Origin of the sequence: Paenibacillus sp. FSL R5-0486 (genome assembly GCF_037975155.1) — a bacterium.
GTDB classification, from domain to species: Bacteria; Bacillota; Bacilli; order Paenibacillales; family Paenibacillaceae; genus Paenibacillus; species Paenibacillus amylolyticus.
The window spans coordinates 5,068,973-5,089,569 of the sequence record NZ_CP150237.1; the positions used below are offsets into that span (position 1 = coordinate 5,068,973).

Annotated in this window: 18 protein-coding genes and 1 other annotated feature; of the genes, 1 reads left to right on the forward strand and 17 read right to left on the reverse strand. The window is 43.2% G+C overall.

Going from position 1 to position 20,597, the window contains the following annotated elements; genetic code table 11:
* Window position 1: 1 nt before the first annotated feature.
* The 6 genes from MKY01_RS22455 to MKY01_RS22480 all read right to left on the reverse strand — a co-directional run bounded on the left by MKY01_RS22455 (window position 2) and on the right by MKY01_RS22480 (window position 9,177).
* The gene (locus MKY01_RS22455; RefSeq protein ID WP_339283564.1) at window positions 2-1,579 is read right to left on the reverse strand and encodes a tyrosine-type recombinase/integrase; all 1,578 of its coding nucleotides are present in this window, start codon (window positions 1,577-1,579) and stop codon (window positions 2-4) included.
* A 15-nt stretch (window positions 1,580-1,594) separates the two neighbouring features.
* Complete coding sequence (locus tag MKY01_RS22460; RefSeq protein ID WP_339287228.1) at window positions 1,595-3,955, reverse strand: site-specific integrase; 2,361 nt, start codon at window positions 3,953-3,955, stop codon at window positions 1,595-1,597.
* Window positions 3,956-3,991: 36 nt separating this feature from the next.
* Window positions 3,992-5,107 carry a tyrosine-type recombinase/integrase gene (locus MKY01_RS22465; protein WP_339287230.1) on the reverse strand — a complete coding sequence of 372 codons (1,116 nt, stop codon included), beginning with the start codon at window positions 5,105-5,107 and terminating at the stop codon, window positions 3,992-3,994.
* Window positions 5,108-5,193: 86 nt separating this feature from the next.
* Window positions 5,194-7,881, reverse strand: coding sequence for a ComEC/Rec2 family competence protein (locus MKY01_RS22470; protein WP_339283565.1), 2,688 nt, complete (start codon window positions 7,879-7,881; stop codon window positions 5,194-5,196).
* Window positions 7,882-7,983: 102 nt separating this feature from the next.
* Window positions 7,984-8,502: a cytidine/deoxycytidylate deaminase family protein gene (locus tag MKY01_RS22475; protein ID WP_017687196.1), complete on the reverse strand. Its 519-nt coding sequence runs from the start codon at window positions 8,500-8,502 to the stop codon at window positions 7,984-7,986.
* Between the two features lie 39 nt (window positions 8,503-8,541).
* Window positions 8,542-9,177 (reverse strand): helix-hairpin-helix domain-containing protein, encoded by a 636-nt coding sequence (locus MKY01_RS22480; protein WP_282320684.1) that lies wholly within the window; start codon window positions 9,175-9,177, stop codon window positions 8,542-8,544.
* A gap of 185 nt (window positions 9,178-9,362) precedes the next feature.
* Here MKY01_RS22480 and comER point away from each other — a divergent pair, with 185 nt between their 5' ends.
* Window positions 9,363-10,208, forward strand: coding sequence for a late competence protein ComER (comER, locus tag MKY01_RS22485; protein WP_036615122.1), 846 nt, complete (start codon window positions 9,363-9,365; stop codon window positions 10,206-10,208).
* On the opposite strand, the gene leuS is transcribed toward comER, so the two are convergent.
* The 11 genes from leuS to MKY01_RS22540 all read right to left on the reverse strand — a co-directional run bounded on the left by leuS (window position 10,189) and on the right by MKY01_RS22540 (window position 20,534).
* Complete coding sequence (gene leuS, locus MKY01_RS22490) at window positions 10,189-12,633, reverse strand: leucine--tRNA ligase (RefSeq protein WP_036668549.1); 2,445 nt, start codon at window positions 12,631-12,633, stop codon at window positions 10,189-10,191. The two genes, comER and leuS, sit on opposite strands and share 20 nt — an antisense overlap.
* 78 nt (window positions 12,634-12,711) lie before the next feature.
* Window positions 12,712-12,981 (reverse strand) — a binding site (T-box leader).
* A gap of 112 nt (window positions 12,982-13,093) precedes the next feature.
* Window positions 13,094-14,050 (reverse strand): aminoglycoside phosphotransferase family protein, encoded by a 957-nt coding sequence (locus MKY01_RS22495; protein ID WP_339283567.1) that lies wholly within the window; start codon window positions 14,048-14,050, stop codon window positions 13,094-13,096.
* 221 nt (window positions 14,051-14,271) lie between these two features.
* The gene (locus tag MKY01_RS22500) at window positions 14,272-15,042 is read right to left on the reverse strand and encodes a class I SAM-dependent methyltransferase (protein ID WP_339287232.1); all 771 of its coding nucleotides are present in this window, start codon (window positions 15,040-15,042) and stop codon (window positions 14,272-14,274) included.
* A 129-nt stretch (window positions 15,043-15,171) separates the two neighbouring features.
* The gene (locus tag MKY01_RS22505) at window positions 15,172-16,077 is read right to left on the reverse strand and encodes a S1-like domain-containing RNA-binding protein (protein ID WP_036668546.1); all 906 of its coding nucleotides are present in this window, start codon (window positions 16,075-16,077) and stop codon (window positions 15,172-15,174) included.
* A complete protein-coding gene (gene rsfS / locus MKY01_RS22510; RefSeq protein WP_036615136.1) occupies window positions 16,074-16,421 on the reverse strand; it encodes a ribosome silencing factor in 348 nt (115 codons plus the stop codon). Before rsfS ends, MKY01_RS22505 begins: the two co-directional genes overlap by 4 nt.
* Before the next feature lie 17 nt (window positions 16,422-16,438).
* The gene (yqeK, locus tag MKY01_RS22515; RefSeq protein WP_282320681.1) at window positions 16,439-17,005 is read right to left on the reverse strand and encodes a bis(5'-nucleosyl)-tetraphosphatase (symmetrical) YqeK; all 567 of its coding nucleotides are present in this window, start codon (window positions 17,003-17,005) and stop codon (window positions 16,439-16,441) included.
* On the reverse strand, window positions 16,989-17,579 hold the full coding sequence (locus MKY01_RS22520; protein ID WP_315370659.1) for a nicotinate-nucleotide adenylyltransferase: 591 nt from the start codon (window positions 17,577-17,579) through the stop codon (window positions 16,989-16,991). Before MKY01_RS22520 ends, yqeK begins: the two co-directional genes overlap by 17 nt.
* A 15-nt stretch (window positions 17,580-17,594) precedes the next feature.
* Window positions 17,595-17,888: a ribosome assembly RNA-binding protein YhbY gene (yhbY, locus tag MKY01_RS22525; RefSeq protein ID WP_017687186.1), complete on the reverse strand. Its 294-nt coding sequence runs from the start codon at window positions 17,886-17,888 to the stop codon at window positions 17,595-17,597.
* An 82-nt stretch (window positions 17,889-17,970) separates the two neighbouring features.
* A complete protein-coding gene (gene aroE, locus MKY01_RS22530) occupies window positions 17,971-18,840 on the reverse strand; it encodes a shikimate dehydrogenase (protein WP_339283569.1) in 870 nt (289 codons plus the stop codon).
* Window positions 18,841-18,882: 42 nt separating this feature from the next.
* Window positions 18,883-20,010, reverse strand: a complete 1,128-nt coding sequence (gene yqeH, locus MKY01_RS22535; RefSeq protein ID WP_017687184.1) for a ribosome biogenesis GTPase YqeH — start codon at window positions 20,008-20,010, stop codon at window positions 18,883-18,885.
* A complete protein-coding gene (locus MKY01_RS22540) occupies window positions 20,007-20,534 on the reverse strand; it encodes a YqeG family HAD IIIA-type phosphatase (RefSeq protein WP_036615148.1) in 528 nt (175 codons plus the stop codon). Before MKY01_RS22540 ends, yqeH begins: the two co-directional genes overlap by 4 nt.
* Window positions 20,535-20,597 lie beyond the last annotated feature (63 nt).

Below are 20,597 nucleotides of genomic sequence, written 5' to 3' on the forward strand. Positions count from 1 at the left end.
ATCAATTCTCCCTCATCTTTATTTTATTAACAATATTCTGATAAGCATTAATATTATTTATAGCATGATCCTTCCAAATTGGATTTCGACTAAATAAATGAGCCTTTTTTGACCACAACTCTATTTGGGCTTCAAAGTACTCCTGCTGCGTAGAATCAGGCATAAAGTTAAGACATTGAAGACACTCGGAAGGATTCGAACACCCAAGCATATCTGAACAAATTCCTATCCCCCCAAGTCTTCCTGCACGTGGACTTTTTAACACACGTTGTTCTTGATCTACACTTTTTAAAATATTACCTTTGAAGAATACATTTTGACTAACTTGTAGATCATTTGTTATCTCATAAATTTTATCTTGTTTTTTTTGAAGTTCTTCATTGTTAATGTGTATATAGTTTCTTACTAGCATTTCAGAACCTTTGTGATTAGTCATTTCTCTAACATCGTCTAAATTGAAGCCGAAATATATACGATCAGTAATACCGTTATGCCTTAACTGATGTGAACTAAACTTATAGCTTATGTTGTCTTCCGTTTTCACATCATAATCTTTACATACCTTATTAAAATGTAAAGTTAGATTTCTCTCTGTACATACTATTGGTGTTTTGCGCTGAATTAATTGAGTAGATTTATCCAAATGGAAGGTATTTGATTTTTCCATATATTCTACTTTATAGATGAATAATAAGTCTTTATCTTCTACTTTTCTAATTGCTTCTTGATATTCTTTAGCAATATATTGTTGTTGTTTCAGTAAGCTCAATAAATAAGCACCATGTCCTTCATTTTTGATTTCTATAAGTCTATTTTCAGGCTCTAGATAACCTCCATTTTGTTTCCAAGTTGGAATTTTTAAAATTGCACAATTGGGTCTTAATGCAGGCAAGATACAGTCTAACTGCATCCCTGTTATCTCAGAGATTCTCGACGGTATGCTACGCAGAATCCAATATGCCAAACGAACATGTAAAGGGATTTTTTCGTTTCTGAAAATTTGATCAACTTGATTAGTAACATATTCCGGTATCATTTTTTCTGTATTATTTACAATATTCTTTCTTAATCTTGGATAGGGATTTATAACCAGTAAGGGTGATTTTGACGGCATTTCTTCGAAATCTCTCATAGTCTTGAAGAAGACTCTCAGAGATCTATAGAGTTTTATTTTTGTTTCATAAGCATACTTTTTATCCAAGAAACTTATATACTCTGCAACGTGATTCTTTTTCACTTTAGATAATTTGATTGAAGAGTGAAAATTTTCAAGATATTTACAGAAAGTTATAGTTTCGAAAACTACTGATGAAATAGTTCTTGCTGAAGCATATTTTTCAGCAAGTAAGATTATTGCAAAGTTTTTAATCATAGATCTGTACGATGAGGGACATTTACTGAAATATAAGGTTGTGTTAGTTAATGAAGACCCTGGTTTTTGTACAATGTTCAAATACCAAGTATTATCCTTAAACTCACTCAAAGAACTGTATACCTGCAAAACTTTTTTTAGTTTAGACACATCAATTTCTTTATGATTTGGGTGCATATCTGTTATATTTGAACTTTGAGTTTTCATGATTTCTCCTAACTATCATAAAGAAATATTTTTTATAACTTCTCGATATACCTCACTTAGATACTTCATTCTTTTATATTCAACATACTCACTGTAATCTGTTATGTGATTTTTTTCGTAAAACGTTTTCAATGAATTTAACTGATTACTTTGATCTCGGAACATCTCTTCCCACTTATCAATATAATCCCTTCCAGTACACAAATTACTACATGTAGCACATTCAATTTTATTACAAACCCCCTCAGAGATATGCAATGAACATTGTCCCAATTCTACAGTACGAGTCCCAAGGCAAAAGTCAATATACAACTGCTTTCTCTCTTTTTCAGAGAACTTACTCCACTGTTCATCAGTAAGCTGAACTTCAAATTTTTTCTGAAAGAACTCACTATTCATATCAGCAACTCTCATTTTATCTACTTCTGTGTAAAACAAAGCAGTAGTTTCAAGCCATGCATGATCAAGTGCGGTCGATACTTCTTCCATGGAGGCACCATTGGAAACTAAATTAACAGCAAAAGTCTTTCGACTTTGACGTGTTGTTATATTCCATAAATCACCATTATCATCCATAATGTTTTTATTCTTGATTAGAGTTTTCATTGCTTTCATAACATCTGAAGGATTGACAATACCATAATTATGACCGAACCCTTTTGCTTTCTTAATGAACAGATAGATAGATTTAACTTCATCGCGGAATTTTTGGGTTTCTTCTTGATATTTATTTATTCTTTGAGCTAGTTGATTAGGAATTGGAACAATACGCTTCTCCTCTAAACCTTTTTTTACTTTACTTTTTTCAGTTTTATAATTCTTGACAAGCATATACCACATCTCATTTTTGGTATCGTACTTCAAAGCATCATATTCTAGTAAACTTACTTCTTTTGCCCGAAGACCAGTAGAATTGAAAATATCGAAAATAAGACGGTAAGTATCACTCATCTCGTATTTGTATTTATTTAACGCTTCCATAACTACTTCTGGAATGAATTTTGTATTATTTTTCATGTTATTTAAATTTGTAAATTTAAAGTCATCAAAATAATTATGTTGTGGAACATTAAGTACTTTTATTGGATTAAACTCATTTTGTTCAGTATTATAAGCCTTTATAAAATCAATTAACTGACTCATATGTGTAAAGATTTTTGATATAAATGATATAGAAGCATTTTTTCCTGATTTAGTTTTATATGAGGTTTCTAAATGAATTTTTAGTAATCGAACATCACTTTTCTGAATCTCACTAAAATCGGTGAAATTTGTTTTAACTAATTCTAAACCTCTTATGCCGGTTGCTACTGTGAAAAATTTATGCCTTGCATTCGGAACATTATTAATGAGAAGAGAATTTTTCATAAACGCCATAAAGCCTTCTCGAATTTTTTTGTATTTTATAAATGAGAAATCAAAATACACTGAACTTAAAATATGGTTTTCTCTCCAGTAATACTTCCAAATTAAATTAGATCTCTCCATGTGGCTATTATTTGTTAAAGGAAGAATCTTAAGTTGTTTATCATACTCGTTATTAACGAGATTCTCTAATCTTGCTTTTATATCTTCTTCTATTCCTTTGAAAGATTGCCATGAACCCTTAACAGAAGGATCAATAGTTTCTTTAATCAGTTTAACGAGAGTAATCCGTCTTCTCTGTTCAGTAAAAAGCGATGCACAATATTCAAAATACTTAAAGGTTTCATGTTTAAAAAAACCGAATAAAATATTAAATATATTCGTACGCCCTAAAACTTGTGTTTGTTCAGTTAGACTCTCGAAATTTAAAATCTTTTTTTCTATTGCGGGTATTGTCATGACAAGAAATTTAATATTATTCGCAACATCTTTGTGTGGAAAATTGATTAAGATTATGGGTACAACTGTACCTTGGTTAGAAATGTAATATTCACTAACTTTATTACTAAGGCAAACATAGATATGTTTTGAATCAACATTTTCACTAGCGTTAGCACATAGTAGTCTCTCCATGATCTTCTCCAGCTCAATCGCAGGCTTATTATTATTTTCTCTTATGCCTAATTTACTAAGCCCAAAAACCTCTTGTGTAATTAAATCTATACTACTTGTGTTCATTTCCTTTATTTGTTTTTTTATTATTTCATCAAAATATTCATCCATTAGAAGTGATGCAAAAGCAAATATTAATTTCAATGTATTACCTATCTTAAAAAAATTCACAACCTCTTTCAAACTCTCTCCTTTATTCAAACATTCCAAAAGTTTATAAAAGTTAAACTCAACTTTCTTAACATCGACAGATTTAATTTTATTCCAATTTATTATCACTTCTATACCTCTGTACTCTACTCTCTTTAAACCTATTCTCCCTTTCACACAACTTATCATTAAAGCCACTGATATTCACTCCTGCTGGATATACATTTATTTTTCAAACGATGAAACTTTCATTAGAATACTTTTCATATAACTCATATCTTTCATATTTTTATAAGAATTGATTGTTGCGGGATTTGTCCATCCCATGATTTGTCTTATCATTTCATCTGTTAGATCCCCATGTTCACTTTGATATTTTAATAGAGACATAACCTTAGTTCTTCGACCATCATGAGTTGCAAATAAACTTGAATCTAGTCCGCTACGTTTCACAGCTTGTTTAAATGCCTTTCGATAGGAATTATAAGTAAGTTTATTACCTTGATAGCTTCCTTTCCTTAATGTAATAAATAACTCTTTTGTAAAGTATGCACCTGATTCTTGTTCTGCAATTGCTCTTTCTGATAATATATACGAGTCAATTATTCGACATAAGTTTTCTGGCAACAAAAGGTCTCTAGCTTCCCCCTCTGATAAACCTTTAGATTCGTGTGGCTTAATGAATCTTAAATTTTGACGCCTACACTCTACAAAATCATCATAATGTAGGCTTAGTACTTCTCCAATTCTAGCCCCACATAACACAGTAATAAGAAAAATAGCTTTATCTCTTAAAGTATTAAATCCTGTTGATATTGTTTCAACTAACTCATCATCAAGCCACCTTATCTTAACTCTCTTTTTCTTTAAAATTCGTAATCTGCTATCAATATAGTTCCCATAATTAAAACAATAAATTTTTTGGTATCGATCTATTCTCCTATGCATCTTCGTTTTATGTCGCTTATCCAAAAATTCATCTGACCTTTCATCGTTCAGAAAACGATAGAAACCAGTTACTACAACTACATATTCTTTTAAAGTGTTATAGGATATAGCACCATTTATTGAAGATACATTAGTTTGGTTTGAATTTCCCCATAATATATAATCAAGAAATCTTTTAAAATCTTTATCTGTTGCTTTCAAATAGTTTTTATTAGATTTTTCTAAGAAATTTAAATACTTACATAAGTAATATGCATACTGCCTTCCAGTATTTAGACTTCTAAAGCTTTTATAATCTAAATAAAAGTTCACTTCATTAACAGGCATATTATGATCTAGAATAAAGTAACGGTAAACTAACTCACTATTAATTTTCACCATAGCTTTTTTCACATTGAACAAATATTTACACCTCTTTCTATAGTAAACTAATTATTTTTTTCACTATATCTTTGATAAACTTTACTATATGTATAGTGTTATTTCTGTGCTTTATTTAATAGTGTTAACAAAGTGAATATAACATGATGAGCGACCTTTAGAACATCAATGGAGACAGATGCTGAAGCATCTTTTGAATCAACCTGCAACGGTCGTGTAAGTATCCTTTGTACAACTCCCTCTGTAACTCCAATATCTGCACCTTTCTGTTCAAACTGGGCAGCCAATGAGCCATCCTGAATCATATAGAGCAGGTCCTGCTCGGCTGCCGCATCCATATCTCCGGTGAACAACATGGAAGCCCCGGCCATTTCCAGCAAAAAGACAACGGAATCATGATTCTGATTTTCAGACACTGGTAAATTGCCTGATGCATTTACATCCATATGTGCCAGATCCGGAGCTATAAAATGTAAAATTGTCTCTTTATCAGCCTTATAGGACATACCCTGCCGAATGGCGTATAGAGGGATTTTCCGTTCCATGGCTGTATTCAGCAACTTATCAAAGTTATCCTTACCGCTGGTCGTTCCATTAAACATGAAACGTTTAACTGGAATCTGTTCCAGCACAGCCTGTAGTCCTCCGGCATGATCCTGGTCAGCATGCGTGACAATTACAGCATCCAGTTGATGGATACCTCTTTTTTTCAATAGAGGAACAACGACCTTGGCTCCCACCTCATACGGATCACGTCTTGTTTTCCAAGATTGTTCGTTGTTCCCAAAACTAACCGTTCCCCCGCCATCCACCAGAATGTGTTTGCCTTCCGGGGTTGTAATCAATGTACTGTCTCCCTGACCAATATCCAAAAACTGCACGATGCCGGTTCCAGCAGGCTTGGGAGTCTGATATGCCCACCATAATCCAGCAATAAAGCTGATTGCGAGCAACCCGCACAACCATTGCTGAGCTTTACTCATTCGTTCATTTGAATAATAACCTGCACCTCGTGTAGTAAATGCACTTGTATATTCCGGCCAGGCAATACTGGCTCCTAATGTCGTTAATGAAGTTTCTTTTCCATCTACACGGTTCTTACCTTGATCCTGTAACACGGTAGACATCGAAGAGCGAATGCCCATATTCGCCATTGAAACTGAAGGTTGTCCCCTCACAAGAGGAGCCGTCTCTTCCTCAACAAACGCTGTTTCTTGCTGCTCACCATTGCCACGATGCAACAGATAGAGTAAGGCATACAACACAGCATAATATGCGGCAATCCATAACAAGGGCGGTGTTGCCCAGATCAACACAAAACCTGGCAGGCTGTTCATCCACTCCACGCTTATAAATGTCAGTTGATTCAGTTGCATCGCAATCCATGCGAGAGGTTTCGCCAAGGGAACCCATATGAATGACAGTAACATGGCGACCGTCCCCAGAGGTAATACAATGGCACTAATCAAAGAAACCAGCAGAAAGTTGGCCACAAATGAGAGTAATGAGAACTGATTGAAATACAGAATGGTTACTGGGAACGAAATCAACTGAGCGGTCACGGTCACGGATGCCGTTGCAGCCAGAGATTTCGGCCAGCCGCTGAACAGCCGGTTAATCAATGGCATATAGATCATCAAACCTGCGGTCACTAGAAAGGATAACTGGAAGCTCACGCTTAGCAAAAAGTACGGGTCCCACCACATCATCAGCAACGCTGCTGCACTGATCATCTGAAGACCGTCTCTGGCGAGACCACGACGTGCCATATACAACCCAATCATGGACATCATTCCTGCCCGAATCACTGAAGGTGAACCTCCGGATAACAGTACATAAGCTGGCACCAGGATCAGAACAATCGTGAGTGCCGTCTCTCTGGTAAGCCTTAGCCAAGATAGAATGAGAAGCAACGAAGCAACATATACAGCGACATGGGTTCCGGAGATTGCCAGGATATGCGTTAGACCGAGTTGTGAAAACTGACCATAGGTACCTGGATCGATATCAGTAGCCATCCCGATAATAAGACCCTTCATATATCCAGCATGAGGCTCTGGAAATAACTGCTCAACCGCCGAGCCCAACTTATGCCTAGTCCAATCCGTCCACCTTAGTATGTTATATTGTCCAAGTCCCTCAGGAGCAACTGCTGTTACCGAACTGGCTCCTTTCACTTTGAACAACCAGTGGATATGCAGGGTACGCAAGTAACTGCGATAATCAAATCCGCCAAAGTTCCTAGCTTCACCAGGAAGGACAAAAGAACCATTAAGCGTAATCAAATCGCCCCTCTTCCAGCCCGCTGCTATCTGTTGTTCTTCTTCCTCCAACAGTCTGACTTGTACCATCAATTGTTCATCTATGTTGAATGCAGATAATACTGTTGCCAGATCTGTATCTGCTAACGAATCCAATGTTGGCAATATTGAAGACATCTGTATCTTAAAGTCAGCCCGATCTCCATCAATACGTACATCTGACACCAGCTCACCCTGAATTTCAGCTGACCATCCGTCCAACTCATGAGTAGCGATATGCATGGTCTCCGGCAGACTACTATGATTGCGTGCGTCATTCCACTCCCAATGTGCAACACCTCCAATAAAGGCAGCAAGTAAAAATAAAACAGACCATCCACGCACATCCATAAAACGAAGTAAAAGTGGTAAACATGCCAGAGCTCCAATTAACCCCCAGATTAACGCCCAGCCTGTTAACGCACATGCTATCCCGCTCCCGCACAACCAACAAATCGTAAAACTTAATAACGGTCTGCCTTTCATTTCTCCCCCTCCTTCATTTCACCCGTTGAACGCAGAAAAACCCCCGGAAAGCCAATTCAGGCTTTCCGGAGGTTCTCCCTCACATATTCGATCATATTCACATTAATTGCTCACAGTCATCATCGTTTCCCGCGGGGGCTGGTAATTCTCCAGCCTACGGAACGTTATGCCCTTCTGTTCCATCATATTGGTAACCTTGCCGGTATCTTTAGGATAAGAACGATGAAACACGATTTCTGTAATCCCGCTATTCGCCAGCATATTGGCACATGTCCAGCACGGTTCGTCGGTCACATACACGGACGAGCCTTCGCGGTCGATTCGATCTGTGAATAAAAGCAAATTTTGCTCCGCATGAATTGTGCGAATGCATCTTTGCTTTTTCACCATTTCTTCTTGCCCATCGGTCACGACCAACTCATACTCTTCCGATATCATGCAACCTGCTTCAGAACAATCCGGGACGCCGGTGGGTGCACCATTATAGGCTGTTCCCAGCAGTTTCTTTCCCTGAACAAGAACGGCACCCACATGACGACGCGAACAGCGGGAACGGGTGGAAACCATATACGCGATGTCCATAAAATACGTATCCCAGTCCTTGCGTACCTCAGTACTCATGTTGCATTCCTCCCGCTCAACACATTTTTCATTCTAATATTACCGGATCTGCACATACGGCGCCATCTTCTCCAGCATCTTCATCCCAATTCCTTTGACCTTTGTCAGATCACTGACTTTTGCAAAAGGACCATGTGCATTCCGATAGTCCACAATAGCTTGAGCTTTCTTCTCTCCGATTCCGGGAAGCTCTATAAGCTTGGAGACAGGAGCGGTATTCACATCAATCTTGCCATTGTCGCTAGCTTCCTCACGAACTACAGGTGGATTACTGTTCGAGCCCGTCTCGGAGGTAACCGAAGGATTCGATTTCGTACTTTGCGTAACTGGTTCAATCGAATTTGAGGTGTCAGGTGGATTATCATTCGTCTGACTTATAGTTTGAACAACTGATTCACCTTCAACCCCAATGCTCGCAAGCTCTTTAGACTCTTCTGCCTTTGTCTCATTCCCAGTCTGCATCCCACTTGCATCCGCTCCCGAAGATGCTCCTCTATTGCCCTGAACCGAAGTAGCCGACTGTACAACAGGGAGTACCTGCTCTATCGTCGGCTTCTCGGTGCCGAGCTGCAAGGGTTCCCAGCCACTAGGTGGTTGTTCACTTTTGCCCGACCATAATATAAGTATACTTCCAACCACCGCAGCAGCAATAGTCATCCCTTTGTTCCATCTCATTCTTCCACACCTCTCCCTGAATTCAAAATCATTCATTTCGAACACGGGCGGTGCTTCCGAACCGTTGAACTTTCCTGATGAAACAAGTTGTGCATTTTTCATGTCATGTGAAACAGGTCCTCACGCATAGAATAGAGGGAATGAACTGCGCCAGTACCGTAAAGCATGAAAGGAGGCCTGAAACAATGAAGGTTGGATTTATCGGAACCGGCAGCATGGGCAGCCTGCTAATCTATGCCCTGATCCAATCGGGTGCACTTGAGCCCCGGCAGATCGCGGCCAGCAATCGAACCCCGTCCAAAGTACGTCAGTTATCCCTCCGTTACCCCGGTCTGCATGAATCCCAGAGCAATCGGGAAACGGTGATCCGAAGTAATATCATCTTCCTGTGCGTGAAGCCGCTTGAATTCAAACATGTTATTGACGACATCCTGCCTGTCGTGAATCCCAATCATATAATTGTCTCGATCACCAGTCCCGTGCAGCTGCGACATCTGGAATCTTCACTTCCTTGCAAAGTCTCCAAGGTAATTCCCAGTGTCACACACCAAGTCGGGAGTGGAGCATCCCTCTGCATACATGGCGAACGAATGACCAGTGAAGACCGCGCTGTGTTGGAAAGTCTGCTCAGTCATATAGGCAGGCCGTACCAAGTGGATGAAGCCTGTACACGAATCACATCCGACTTCTCCAGCTGCGGACCTGCATTCATATCGTTCTTTTTGGAACAGTGGATCGAAAGTGCAGTGAAGCTGACAGGCATTAAAAGGGCAGATGCCTGCGCTCTGGCTGGCGAAATGCTCCTGGGAACAGGCAAGCTTCTCACCGAAGGAGGATACACCCCGCAAGAGCTTCAGGCTCGTGTCGCTGTACCTGGCGGTATTACCGCTCAGGCACTTGCACTGCTGAAGGTTAGTCTTGACGGCGTTTTCGACAGCCTGATCCACACGACACATGACAAATATGATGAAGATTTGTTAAAGCTGGATGAACTATTCCGAGCCGGTGAGATTAACCGGCAACAATATTAACGAGTTTGCCTGGAACGGCAATGACCTTGCGAATGGTCTTGCCTTCCAGCGCCTGCTTAACAGGTGCCAGCTCCATCGTAAAGTCCTGCATACCCTGTGCATCCAGATCCTTCGCGATCGTAGCACGAGTTACAATTTTACCATTTACCTGAACAACGATTTCTACTTCCGCATCCACTGTCATGGACTCATCATATTCAGGCCAAGCCACGTAAGAGATCCCACCTTCGTGACCCAAACGGCTCCACAGTTCCTCTGCCATATGTGGTGCCAGTGGTGACAACAGCTGCACAAATTTCTCCATCGCTTCACGAGGCAGTGTGTCCGCTTTGTATGCATCGTTGATGAAAATCATCAGCTGGCTGATGGATGTGTTGAAGCGCAGATGTTCCAGATCTTCCGTAACTTTTTTGATCGTTTTGTGAGCAGTCCGTTTGAACTCATCCGTTCCACCGTCCACCGTAATCTTGTCATTGATGGCTCCTGTGTCTTCGTTAATGAAGAGACGCCATACACGTGACAGGAAGCGGTGCATGCCTTCAACCCCGTTTGCATTCCACGGTTTTGTCGCTTCCAATGGTCCCATGAACATCTCGTACAGACGCAATGTATCTGCACCGAATTCATTGACGATTTCATCCGGATTAATGACATTACCACGTGATTTACTCATTTTCTCATTATTGGTACCCAGGATCATACCTTGGTTCACCAGTTTGTGGAAAGGCTCTTTAGTCTCCACAACACCCAGATCATACAGCACTTTGTGCCAGAAACGAGCGTACAGCAAGTGAAGTACAGCGTGCTCTGCTCCGCCAATGTACAGATCAACTGGCAGCCACTGCTGCTGTTTCTCCTTGGAGATCAGTTCCTTGTCATTGCGCGGATCGATAAAGCGCAGGTAATACCAGCAGCTACCCGCCCATTGTGGCATGGTGTTGGTCTCACGACGTGCCTTCATTCCCGTTTCCGGATCTACCGTATTCACCCACTCCGTAACATTCGCCAGTGGTGATTCTCCTGTACCCGAAGGTTTGATCTGGTCGATATCAGGCAGCAGCAGTGGAAGTTGATCCTCCGGTACGGTCTTCATCGTTCCGTCTTCCAAATGCAGAATCGGGATTGGCTCACCCCAGTAACGCTGACGGCTGAACAACCAATCGCGCAGACGATAGGTCACTTTCCCTTGTCCTTTACCGTTCTCTTCCAGCCAAGCAATCATCTTGGCAACCGCTTCTTCATTGTTCAGTCCGTTCAAGAAATCGGAATTCACATGCGCGCCATCACCCGAATATGCCTCTTGTGTAACGTCTCCACCTTGAATAACCTCGATGATATCCAGACCGAACTGCTTCGCAAATTCCCAGTCGCGTGCATCATGACCCGGAACTGCCATAACCGCACCTGTACCGTAACCTGCAAGAACGTAATCAGCAATCCAGATCGGCAGTTTTGCACCATTAACAGGGTTGATTGCATAAGCGCCAGTGAATACACCTGTTTTGTCTTTGGCCAAATCTGTACGTTCCAGATCACTCTTACGAGAAGCCTGCTCCTGATAAGCCTGAATAGCTTCACGTTGGTCATCGGTTGTAATTGCTTCTACCAACTCATGTTCCGGAGCCAGTACTGCAAAGCTCGCACCGAACAATGTGTCCGCACGGGTAGTGAACACCTTGATAACTTCCTCGCGACCCTCAATGGCAAATACAACTTCCGCCCCTGTCGATTTACCGATCCAGTTGCGCTGCATATCCTTGATGCTTTCAGACCAATCTAGCTCTTCCAGGTCTTCCAACAGACGCTCTGCATACTCGGTAATTCTCAGAACCCATTGACGCATCGGTTTGCGTACAACCGGATGTCCTCCGCGTTCACTCTTGCCATCAATAACCTCTTCATTAGCAAGTACCGTTCCAAGGGCTTCACACCAGTTAACTGCAACTTCATCTACATAAGCCAGACCTTTGTTGTACAGCTGAATAAAGATCCATTGCGTCCATTTATAGTATTCAGGGTCCGTTGTGCTGATCTCACGATCCCAGTCATAGGAGAAACCAAGCGATTTGATCTGGCGACGGAAATTGTCAATATTACGGAATGTAATATCTCGTGGATGTTCACCTGTATCCAGTGCATGTTGCTCAGCAGGCAGACCGAAAGCATCCCAACCCATTGGGTGCAATACGTTGTAACCGCGCATACGTTTGTAACGGGAAACGATATCCGTTGCCGTATATCCTTCCGGGTGACCTACGTGCAGACCTGAACCGGATGGATAAGGGAACATATCCAGTGCATAAAATTTCGGTTTAGCAGGGTCCTCACCCGTTTTAAACGTTTTATTTGCATCCCAATATTGCTGCCAACTTTTTTCCATGACTTGTGGCTGATAGCCGTGTTTCGGCTGGTTATTCTCACTCATCTATTGTTCCTCCTTCAGGTTATTCACTTTAGCTTTAATTGCAACAAAAAAACCTCAGCATCCCGTAGCGTTTGCAGCGCTAGGGACGAGAGGTTGAATTCCCGTGGTACCACCCTAGTTAGTGGACGAACGTGCTTCGTCATCCACTCCCTTTGGACCTGTAACGGCGGTTAACCGATGCGGATTTCCATTCCTGAACCCAAGCTTTATACAAGCAGGTTAAACAGAATGGTGTAATCACCGCATTTCTCCAAGGCGAGTTCGCAAATCACTGTCAACCGGCTTGCACCAACCGCCGGCTCTCTGTTATGTACAGGAATTACTACTGATCCTTATCATCGAAATATGTATACAATATCGGGACCATTATATAAAAAAGCAAGCCCAAAGTCAATATTACACGTTATAATGACCCTTTTAAGTCACACGGTTCGTACCGTTCAATAATACTCATTGCTGTTCAGGATAACCGAAAACGCTCAATGCCTTCCTCCAGATTATGAATGGTCCAATTCACATGTTCCTGATTATCATATTGACGATAAGCGCACTCAATGCGCAGCACCAGATCAAAGTACAAGTCATAGAGACTTCTTCTTTTCAGCTCACTTTCAGTCGTAATCGCATACCCATACCCTTTCACAAAACCAGGCGTATAGTTAAAATGACTGAAATAATGCTCCATCAGAGGATCTGCCCACAGTGAACGTTCAAAATCAATAATCGCTGTGATTCGACCCGCGTCCACTAGTACATTGCCATCCCACAGATCCCAACTGATAAGCACAGGTTCTTTGACATCGTCCAGCACATCCGATTTTTCTTCAATCAGGCGTCTCAATTCAGGGTAATCGATCGAAAATGTAATCCCGGCTTCTTCCCCGTCGGTAAGAATGTCATCCATCAGATTCATAAATGCTTCTTTCCATGTGGAATATCGCTGTTTTTGCTCCGAGAAATATCCAAACTTCTCACCCTTGATTTCATTAATTCGACGATTGTACCGACCCAGCTGGTGTTCAATGACTTCCTGCTCTTCCGCAGAATATTGATCCTTGACCTGATTATAGGGCGCTCCAGACATGTACTCCATGATAAAATAACGCGCTGAAGCCATAGTTAACGAATCATCATAAGCCAACACTTGGGGTACGGGAACATCCTGTAGCTCCGTAATGAGGCGTAGTGCCTCAACTTCGGCAATCATGAGATCCTGTTCACAGCGCATCAGATTTGTCGAAGCTGACGGTGCAATTTTGAGTACCACTCGCTGTGCGTCACTCAGTTTAATGAGATATGCATGATTGGCCCAGCCATCCACCATTTCCTTGTAGTCCTGTATACTTGCAGAGAAATGCTGCTCTATTATGGCATTCAACTGTTCTGACGAAAGTCTTGTTTTATATGTACTTTCCATTTTTACACCTCACATTGACAATTGATTTATCTTCTCAGAAAACGCTTTCTATCCAACTATTATCGCCTCCTTTACTTTAACTGGCAATACTTTTTGTCACGTGATTATGTCTTTTCTTGCATTCCTTTATCCTATTTAAGACTATTGCTATTCATTCTCCATAAAAAATCAAACAAAAAACTGCCCTTATGCACCATAAGGACAGTTCTCATTATTCGCTCTTACTTCACAGCCACGTAGAACAAGCGCTGTGCGCTGTCTCCGGCCTCTTTCCATTCAAAATCCGCATATACCTTCACGTCTCTAAAACCTGCCTTGGACAATTCCAGCTTCATCCAGTCCGGATTATATGCACGCTGGACATGAACTTCTTCAAACCGCTGATACATATCCTTATTACCATCATCCACACGCGAAAAAATACTGAGATGATGCTCAATCTCACAGCGATCCTGGTCCAGATCACAAGTCCAAATATAAGATACGGAGCGCTCATCCAGTACAAAAGGCTGCTCCTCATCATAACGAATAAGGGTACTCGGATGATGCACATCAAACAGGAACGTTCCACCAGGCTTCAGCATTTCGTATGTCCGCTGGAAAGTACGAACGACATCTTCTTGTTCAAGCAGGTAATTGACGCAATCACAGAAAGATATCACCGAATCCACAGGTTCCGGAACTCGCCATTCCCGCATATCCTGCTGCACCCAACGGACACTGCCCTCGCGATACAAGCGATGACCCTGAGGCGTAGCCTCCATCTTGCTGCGTGCAACCGACAGCATATCTGATGAGAGGTCAATGCCTGTAACTTCGAAACCGGAGTTCACGAGCGGGATCGTAATGGAGCCCGTTCCACAGCCAAGTTCAGCGACACTTTTGGGCATTCCATGCTTTTCCCATGCTGTTCTTGCAAACCTTATCCAGTCCGGATAAGGCATATCTTCCATTAATTCATCATACACATAGGCAAATTTCCGGTAAGACATGTCAGGCACCGCACTTTCAATTTCATTTTCCAATCCTGTTAACAAAAGAAAAAGCAGGGGCATCCGGTGTTTACCCAGCCTATCCCTGCCTTATCCGAGTTCCATATTACAACTATTTAATCAGGAAGATTACTTGTTTTCACTTTGATCCGCAGGAGCAGATTCGGACAGATACGTCCAGCTTTCCTTTTGGACCACCAGTCCGTCCTTCATCAATTTGCCCAAGGCACGCTTGAAGGCAGACTTACTGATGCCAAAGCGCTGCTTGATGATATCCGGCGGAGTTGCATCCGAGTAAGGCATGCCGCCCATAGGACGCTCTTTCATAAAGGCGAGTAGCTTGTCTGCATCTTCGTTACGTCCAACTTGTTTGAGTTGAGTCATGGCCAGATTCACACGTCCGTCTTCACGTACCAGTGTCACCCGACATTTCACTTTCTCACCAAGACGCAGCATATGACTGCGTTCAGATGAATGAATCATACCAATCGCGCCAAAGCCCAGTACACCACCCTCTACAAGTACAAAAGTACCCATCTGCAGTGGCTTGTATACCGTCGCTTCAACCCACTCGTTTAACCATGAAGTTGGAGCATGGAAAGACAATGGTGAAAGCTCACGTTCCCCGGCCAATTTGGCACGCAGACGTCCCTGCTTATCATGTTCCATGATTACAAAGACTTCATCCCCCACTTGAGGACGCAATTCTTCCAGTTCAGGCAATTCACGAATAGGAAGTAGCAATTGCCGTCCAAGGCCCATTTCCAGGAAACAGCCCAGTCGTGGGTGAACATCAGCCACAACCAGTCGTGCCATTTCGCCAAGCATGAGATAAGGCTTTTTCATCGTTACGGCCAGACGATCTTCTGTATCAAAGAATACAAATACCTCAAGCGTCTCACCAATTTTAATATCCCGTGTTAACTCGGTGTAGTGAAGCAGTACATCTTCCGATCCTGTCGTCAAAAAGAAGCCAAACGGAGACACTTCACGTGAAACCGGCAAAGAGACGACTGTTCCAGCAATCAAACTCATACAGTTTCCACCACTTTGGCATCAGACCATAGTCGTTCAATGTTGTAGTATTCACGCTCGTCGCGGTGGAAGATATGAACAACAACATCGCCCATGTCCATCAATACCCAACGTGCGGAATCCATACCTTCGATACCTTTGATCGTCGCTCCGGCTGCATGAGCCTGTTTGCGAATTTCAGTGGCAATGGCTTGTACCTGTGTATCGGAATTCCCGTGACAAATAACAAAATAATCTGCCACCAGGGAAACATTAATCAGATCCAACGCTACAATGTTGGATGCCTTTTTGTCGTCAGCGGCAGCAACCGCCATATTCATAAGTTCTTTCGATGATACTGTCATGAACCAACCTCCATAATCTATAATTGTGCAATTAAGTCATTCCGCGACAGCATGGTCAAAGGATAAATGACACGCCGTTGCGAAATCAGCAAGCTGATCGTCGAATCGAATCCGGCAATTAAACCTTCCTCCAGACTACGTTCAGCCTGTTCGCGAATGTGATCCACTCCCGGGAAATCTCGTCCCGGTTCAATGTAATCGGCAAGACATACCACTTTGTCCAGCAAGCTCATGCCTACCCGACCCGAGGTATGCCACCGGATGGCATTAATAACTTCGGAATCTTCCACACCGTAATCACGCTTGGCTACAAAAGCACCGACTTCGGAATGCCAGAGCTGCTTGTCATGCTGCAGAAGTTCCTGGTTTAACCCGTTATCACGGATGACCGCTTCCATCTCCGCTACGGGCCAGTACTTCGCCACATCATGCAATATCGCTGCCAGATCTGCTTTCACAGGATCAGCACCGTATTTTTCAGCCAACATCACTGACGATTCCATTACACCCAGTGTATGCTTCCAGCGTTTTTCCGGCATTTGTCCGGATACGGCTTGAATCAGTTCATCACGGCTTAGCGCCATATAAACCGCTCCTTACAATGTATTGGTGCACTTCATCAGGAATCATGAAGCGTACCGAATGACCTTTGGCCAGACGTCTGCGTACGGCTGTCGATGAAATATCGACCAAGGGCATCTCGGCCAGCAGGACCCGATCCTGTAACTCGTCTGGTAAATCATCCAGATGTAACTGGAAGCCCGGCCGACCAACTCCGATAAAGGTTAAGCGTTCTGCAAGCTCTTCAATCTGCTCCCATTTGGGGAGATAGTTCACCATATCCGCCCCGATAATGAAATAAAATTCATGTTCAGGATAGCGACGCCACAGTTCCTTCATCGTATCGATGGTATAAGACACTCCGCCCAATTCCATCTCGATACCCAGCACCTCATATTGCTGCACACCCTTCACAGCCGCTTCCGTCATATCGAGACGTTGCTGTCCCGAAGCTCCGGCTCCGCGTTTGTGAGGTGGAACATGGGAAGGCATGAACCAGATCTCATCCAGTGCATGTGAATCCCTTGCCGCTTCAGCTGCCAGGAGGTGTCCCATGTGGATCGGATCAAACGTACCACCCATGATGCCGATCTTCACCTGCGTCACGCTCCCTTATCTAGGTAGTTCGATTTGTTTGTTATCGCGAGATTCTTTGTACAGGATGATTGTGTTACCGATGAGTTGTACAAGCTCACTTCCCGTTTCACGGGCAACTTCTTCTGCCATCTCTTTTCTGTCCTCGTCATTGTTGTTCAACACTTGCACTTTCATCAATTCGCGCTTCTCAATCGCATCTTCGATGTGACGGAACAGGTGCTCGTTGGTTCCACCTTTACCAATCTGAAATACAGGGGTCAGGTGATGTGCCTGTGACCGCAAAAAGCGCTTTTGTTTACCGTTTAACATGAATACTCCATACTCCTTATGTTGAGCAGGCCCTGATCGACAGCGCAAAAACTGTCCGGACCTGACCATTCAATTATTATTTTCACACTTCAAAACTGTTTAGTACAGCACGTCTCATCGTTTCCACAGGAGCGGGAATGCCGAGCCAATGTTCAAAGGCCACTGCGCCCTGATATACAAACATACCCAGACCACCGTGCACCGTGCATCCTCGTATCCGCGATTCTCGAAGCAGACGGGTCTCCTGCGGATTGTAGATCAGATCACTCACCGCTGCGCCTTCACGGATCAGTGCAGGATCAACCGGTACGTCATCCACATGAGGATGCATTCCAGCAGCCGTTGTGTTAATCACGATATCAGCCGTAGCCAGTACCGTTGCAGCGTCTTCCATGCCACTGCCCGAGATTTCTCCCAAGCCATGGCCCCGTAAATCCGAAGCAAGTGCAATAGCCCTGTCCACTGTACGGTTCAGAATGTGGATGCGTTCAGGCTTCTCCAATGCAAGTGCATATATGACACCTCTCGCTGCTCCACCTGCGCCCAGTACAGCAATACGTTTACCCGCAAGCTCAGGCACAGCCTCTTCCTTCAACGATCGGACATAACCAATACCATCCGTATTGTACCCTGTCAGTGTTCCACCTTCATTAACGATGGTATTCACCGCACCAATCAGGCGAGCACTTTCATCGATCACATCGAGATACTGCATCACCTGCTCTTTGTGCGGGATGGTCACATTAACACCACGATAGCCCAGTGCCACAATTCCGCGAACTGCCGCTTCCAGTTGATCCGGATGAACATGCAGTGGCATATACATTCCATTCACTCCTGCAGCCTGCAGAGCCGCATTGTGCATTGCCGGAGACTTGGAGTGAGCAATAGGATCACCCATAACACCAAGCAACACGGGAAGTGAAGAGTTGAATTTGTTCTGCTCAGACATAGGTCCGCCTCCGATCCATCTGATGTACAGCTTCTGAGATTACTAGATCAAGGATGGGCGGATCTGTACACGAATGCCTTTTGGAGCATGAACAGCAACAAGCGCTCCAATATCGCCATTAACCTTAATCCAGCCCAGACCCGAGATGAATACATCCGATTGACTGCCGCGTTTGATGCGGAATTCATGTCTGGTCCATTCAGCCATCTCTGCTGCATCCTCACGGGTTGGCGGAGACAACAATTCTCCCAGATGGTCGCGGTACAGATCATCTGCACGCTCCAGCTTCGTCCGGTGAATATCAAGCGCAGTGCTGATAAAACAAGTGAACGACTGGCGATCACCTTCCACAAAGTCAAATCGAGCCATGCCGCCAAAGAACAGCGTCTGACCGGAATTCAACTGATACACAGCCGGTTTAAGCGGTTTTTCCGGCATGATGGCAGCGAGATCCTTACGTGAGACAATCTCGCTGAAACGCCATGGATACACAATTCCAGGCGTATCAATGATATATTTTCCATCATCCAATGGAATGTTCACCATATCCAGCGTTGTTCCCGGATAACGGGATGTGGTCAGTTCCTGCTCCAGATCGCTGTAATCACGGATCAGACGGTTAATCAGTGTGGATTTACCCACATTGGTACCGCCAACCACGTACACGTCACGATCTTCGCGATACGTTCCTACAAGCTCAAGCAGTCGGTCGAAGCCCTGGTTTTGCTTTGCACTGCACAAGACTACATCGACGGTACGCAAACCCTGTTCTTTGGCTTGCTTCTGTACCCAGTTGCGAACCTTGTTCCAGTTGGTTACTTTCGGAAGCAAGTCCGTTTTGTTCACAGCAAGCAACACCGGGTTGTTGCCTACAAAACGTTGCAGACCGGAGATAATACTGCCATCAAAGTCAAACAAATCAACGATATGGATGACAAGTGCATCCTTATCCCCGATTTTGCTAAGCAGCGCCAGGAATTCGTCCTGATCCACCGTAACGGATGATGACTCATTGTAGTTTTTGATGCGGAAACAGCGCTGGCATATAACCGGTTCACGATCCAGTGCCTTCTCTGGGATAAACCCTGGTAATTCCGAATTTTCTGTTTGCAGATGCACGCCGCATCCGCTGCACCTTACGGCAAGATTGCCGTTATGCGGTTCTGTCATTTCTTCTTTTCCTCCTCAAGCCATAAGCCTTTCCTGCGTAAACTCGTTAGAGCAATCCGTTCCACGCGTCGATTGAAGCGGGTCATAAAACCTTCGTCCCCAATGGAGATTGGCAGTACCAGAACGGTATATAACCCCATTCGGTTCCCTCCATAAACGTCCGTAAGCATCTGATCGCCTACTACAATCGTGTTTTCAGGAGATAACTCCATCATTTTCATTGCTCTACGAAACGGTACATTCGATGGTTTGCGTGCACTATGCACAAACTGGATATCCAGCGGGGTCGCAAACAGGGATACACGATTCAAATTGTTATTGGACACAATCATCAGCTTGAAACCTGCCTCTTTCACACGTGCAAACCATTCAATCAGTTCGGGCGTAGCGTCAGGGGCTTTGGCTCCAACGAGTGTGTTATCCAGATCAGTTATAATTCCACGGTAGCCTTGAGCGTACAGCTCTTCCAGATTAATGTCAAAAACCGTGTCTACACGCAGCTTGGGCATTAACATTTTAAACAAAGAAGTCACCTCAGTTTCATACGACACACTATATCACAAATCCGTCTTTCCTGAAAATGCATA

Coding starts and splice junctions, on each gene's coding strand:
- leuS (WP_036668549.1), bottom strand. CDS start 12,633: ATGAGTGAGAATAACCAGCCGAAACACGGCTATCAGCCACAAGTCATG.
- comER (WP_036615122.1), top strand. CDS start 9,363: ATGAAGGTTGGATTTATCGGAACCGGCAGCATGGGCAGCCTGCTAATC.
- MKY01_RS22480 (WP_282320684.1), bottom strand. CDS start 9,177: ATGAGATGGAACAAAGGGATGACTATTGCTGCTGCGGTGGTTGGAAGT.
- MKY01_RS22470 (WP_339283565.1), bottom strand. CDS start 7,881: ATGAAAGGCAGACCGTTATTAAGTTTTACGATTTGTTGGTTGTGCGGG.
- MKY01_RS22495 (WP_339283567.1), bottom strand. CDS start 14,050: ATGGAAAGTACATATAAAACAAGACTTTCGTCAGAACAGTTGAATGCC.
- yqeK (WP_282320681.1), bottom strand. CDS start 17,005: ATGGCGCTAAGCCGTGATGAACTGATTCAAGCCGTATCCGGACAAATG.
- MKY01_RS22455 (WP_339283564.1), bottom strand. CDS start 1,579: ATGAAAACTCAAAGTTCAAATATAACAGATATGCACCCAAATCATAAA.
- MKY01_RS22505 (WP_036668546.1), bottom strand. CDS start 16,077: ATGAGTTTGATTGCTGGAACAGTCGTCTCTTTGCCGGTTTCACGTGAA.
- MKY01_RS22475 (WP_017687196.1), bottom strand. CDS start 8,502: ATGAGTACTGAGGTACGCAAGGACTGGGATACGTATTTTATGGACATC.
- rsfS (WP_036615136.1), bottom strand. CDS start 16,421: ATGACAGTATCATCGAAAGAACTTATGAATATGGCGGTTGCTGCCGCT.
- aroE (WP_339283569.1), bottom strand. CDS start 18,840: ATGTCTGAGCAGAACAAATTCAACTCTTCACTTCCCGTGTTGCTTGGT.
- MKY01_RS22500 (WP_339287232.1), bottom strand. CDS start 15,042: ATGTCTTACCGGAAATTTGCCTATGTGTATGATGAATTAATGGAAGAT.
- yqeH (WP_017687184.1), bottom strand. CDS start 20,010: ATGACAGAACCGCATAACGGCAATCTTGCCGTAAGGTGCAGCGGATGC.
- yhbY (WP_017687186.1), bottom strand. CDS start 17,888: ATGTTAAACGGTAAACAAAAGCGCTTTTTGCGGTCACAGGCACATCAC.
- MKY01_RS22460 (WP_339287228.1), bottom strand. CDS start 3,955: ATGATAAGTTGTGTGAAAGGGAGAATAGGTTTAAAGAGAGTAGAGTAC.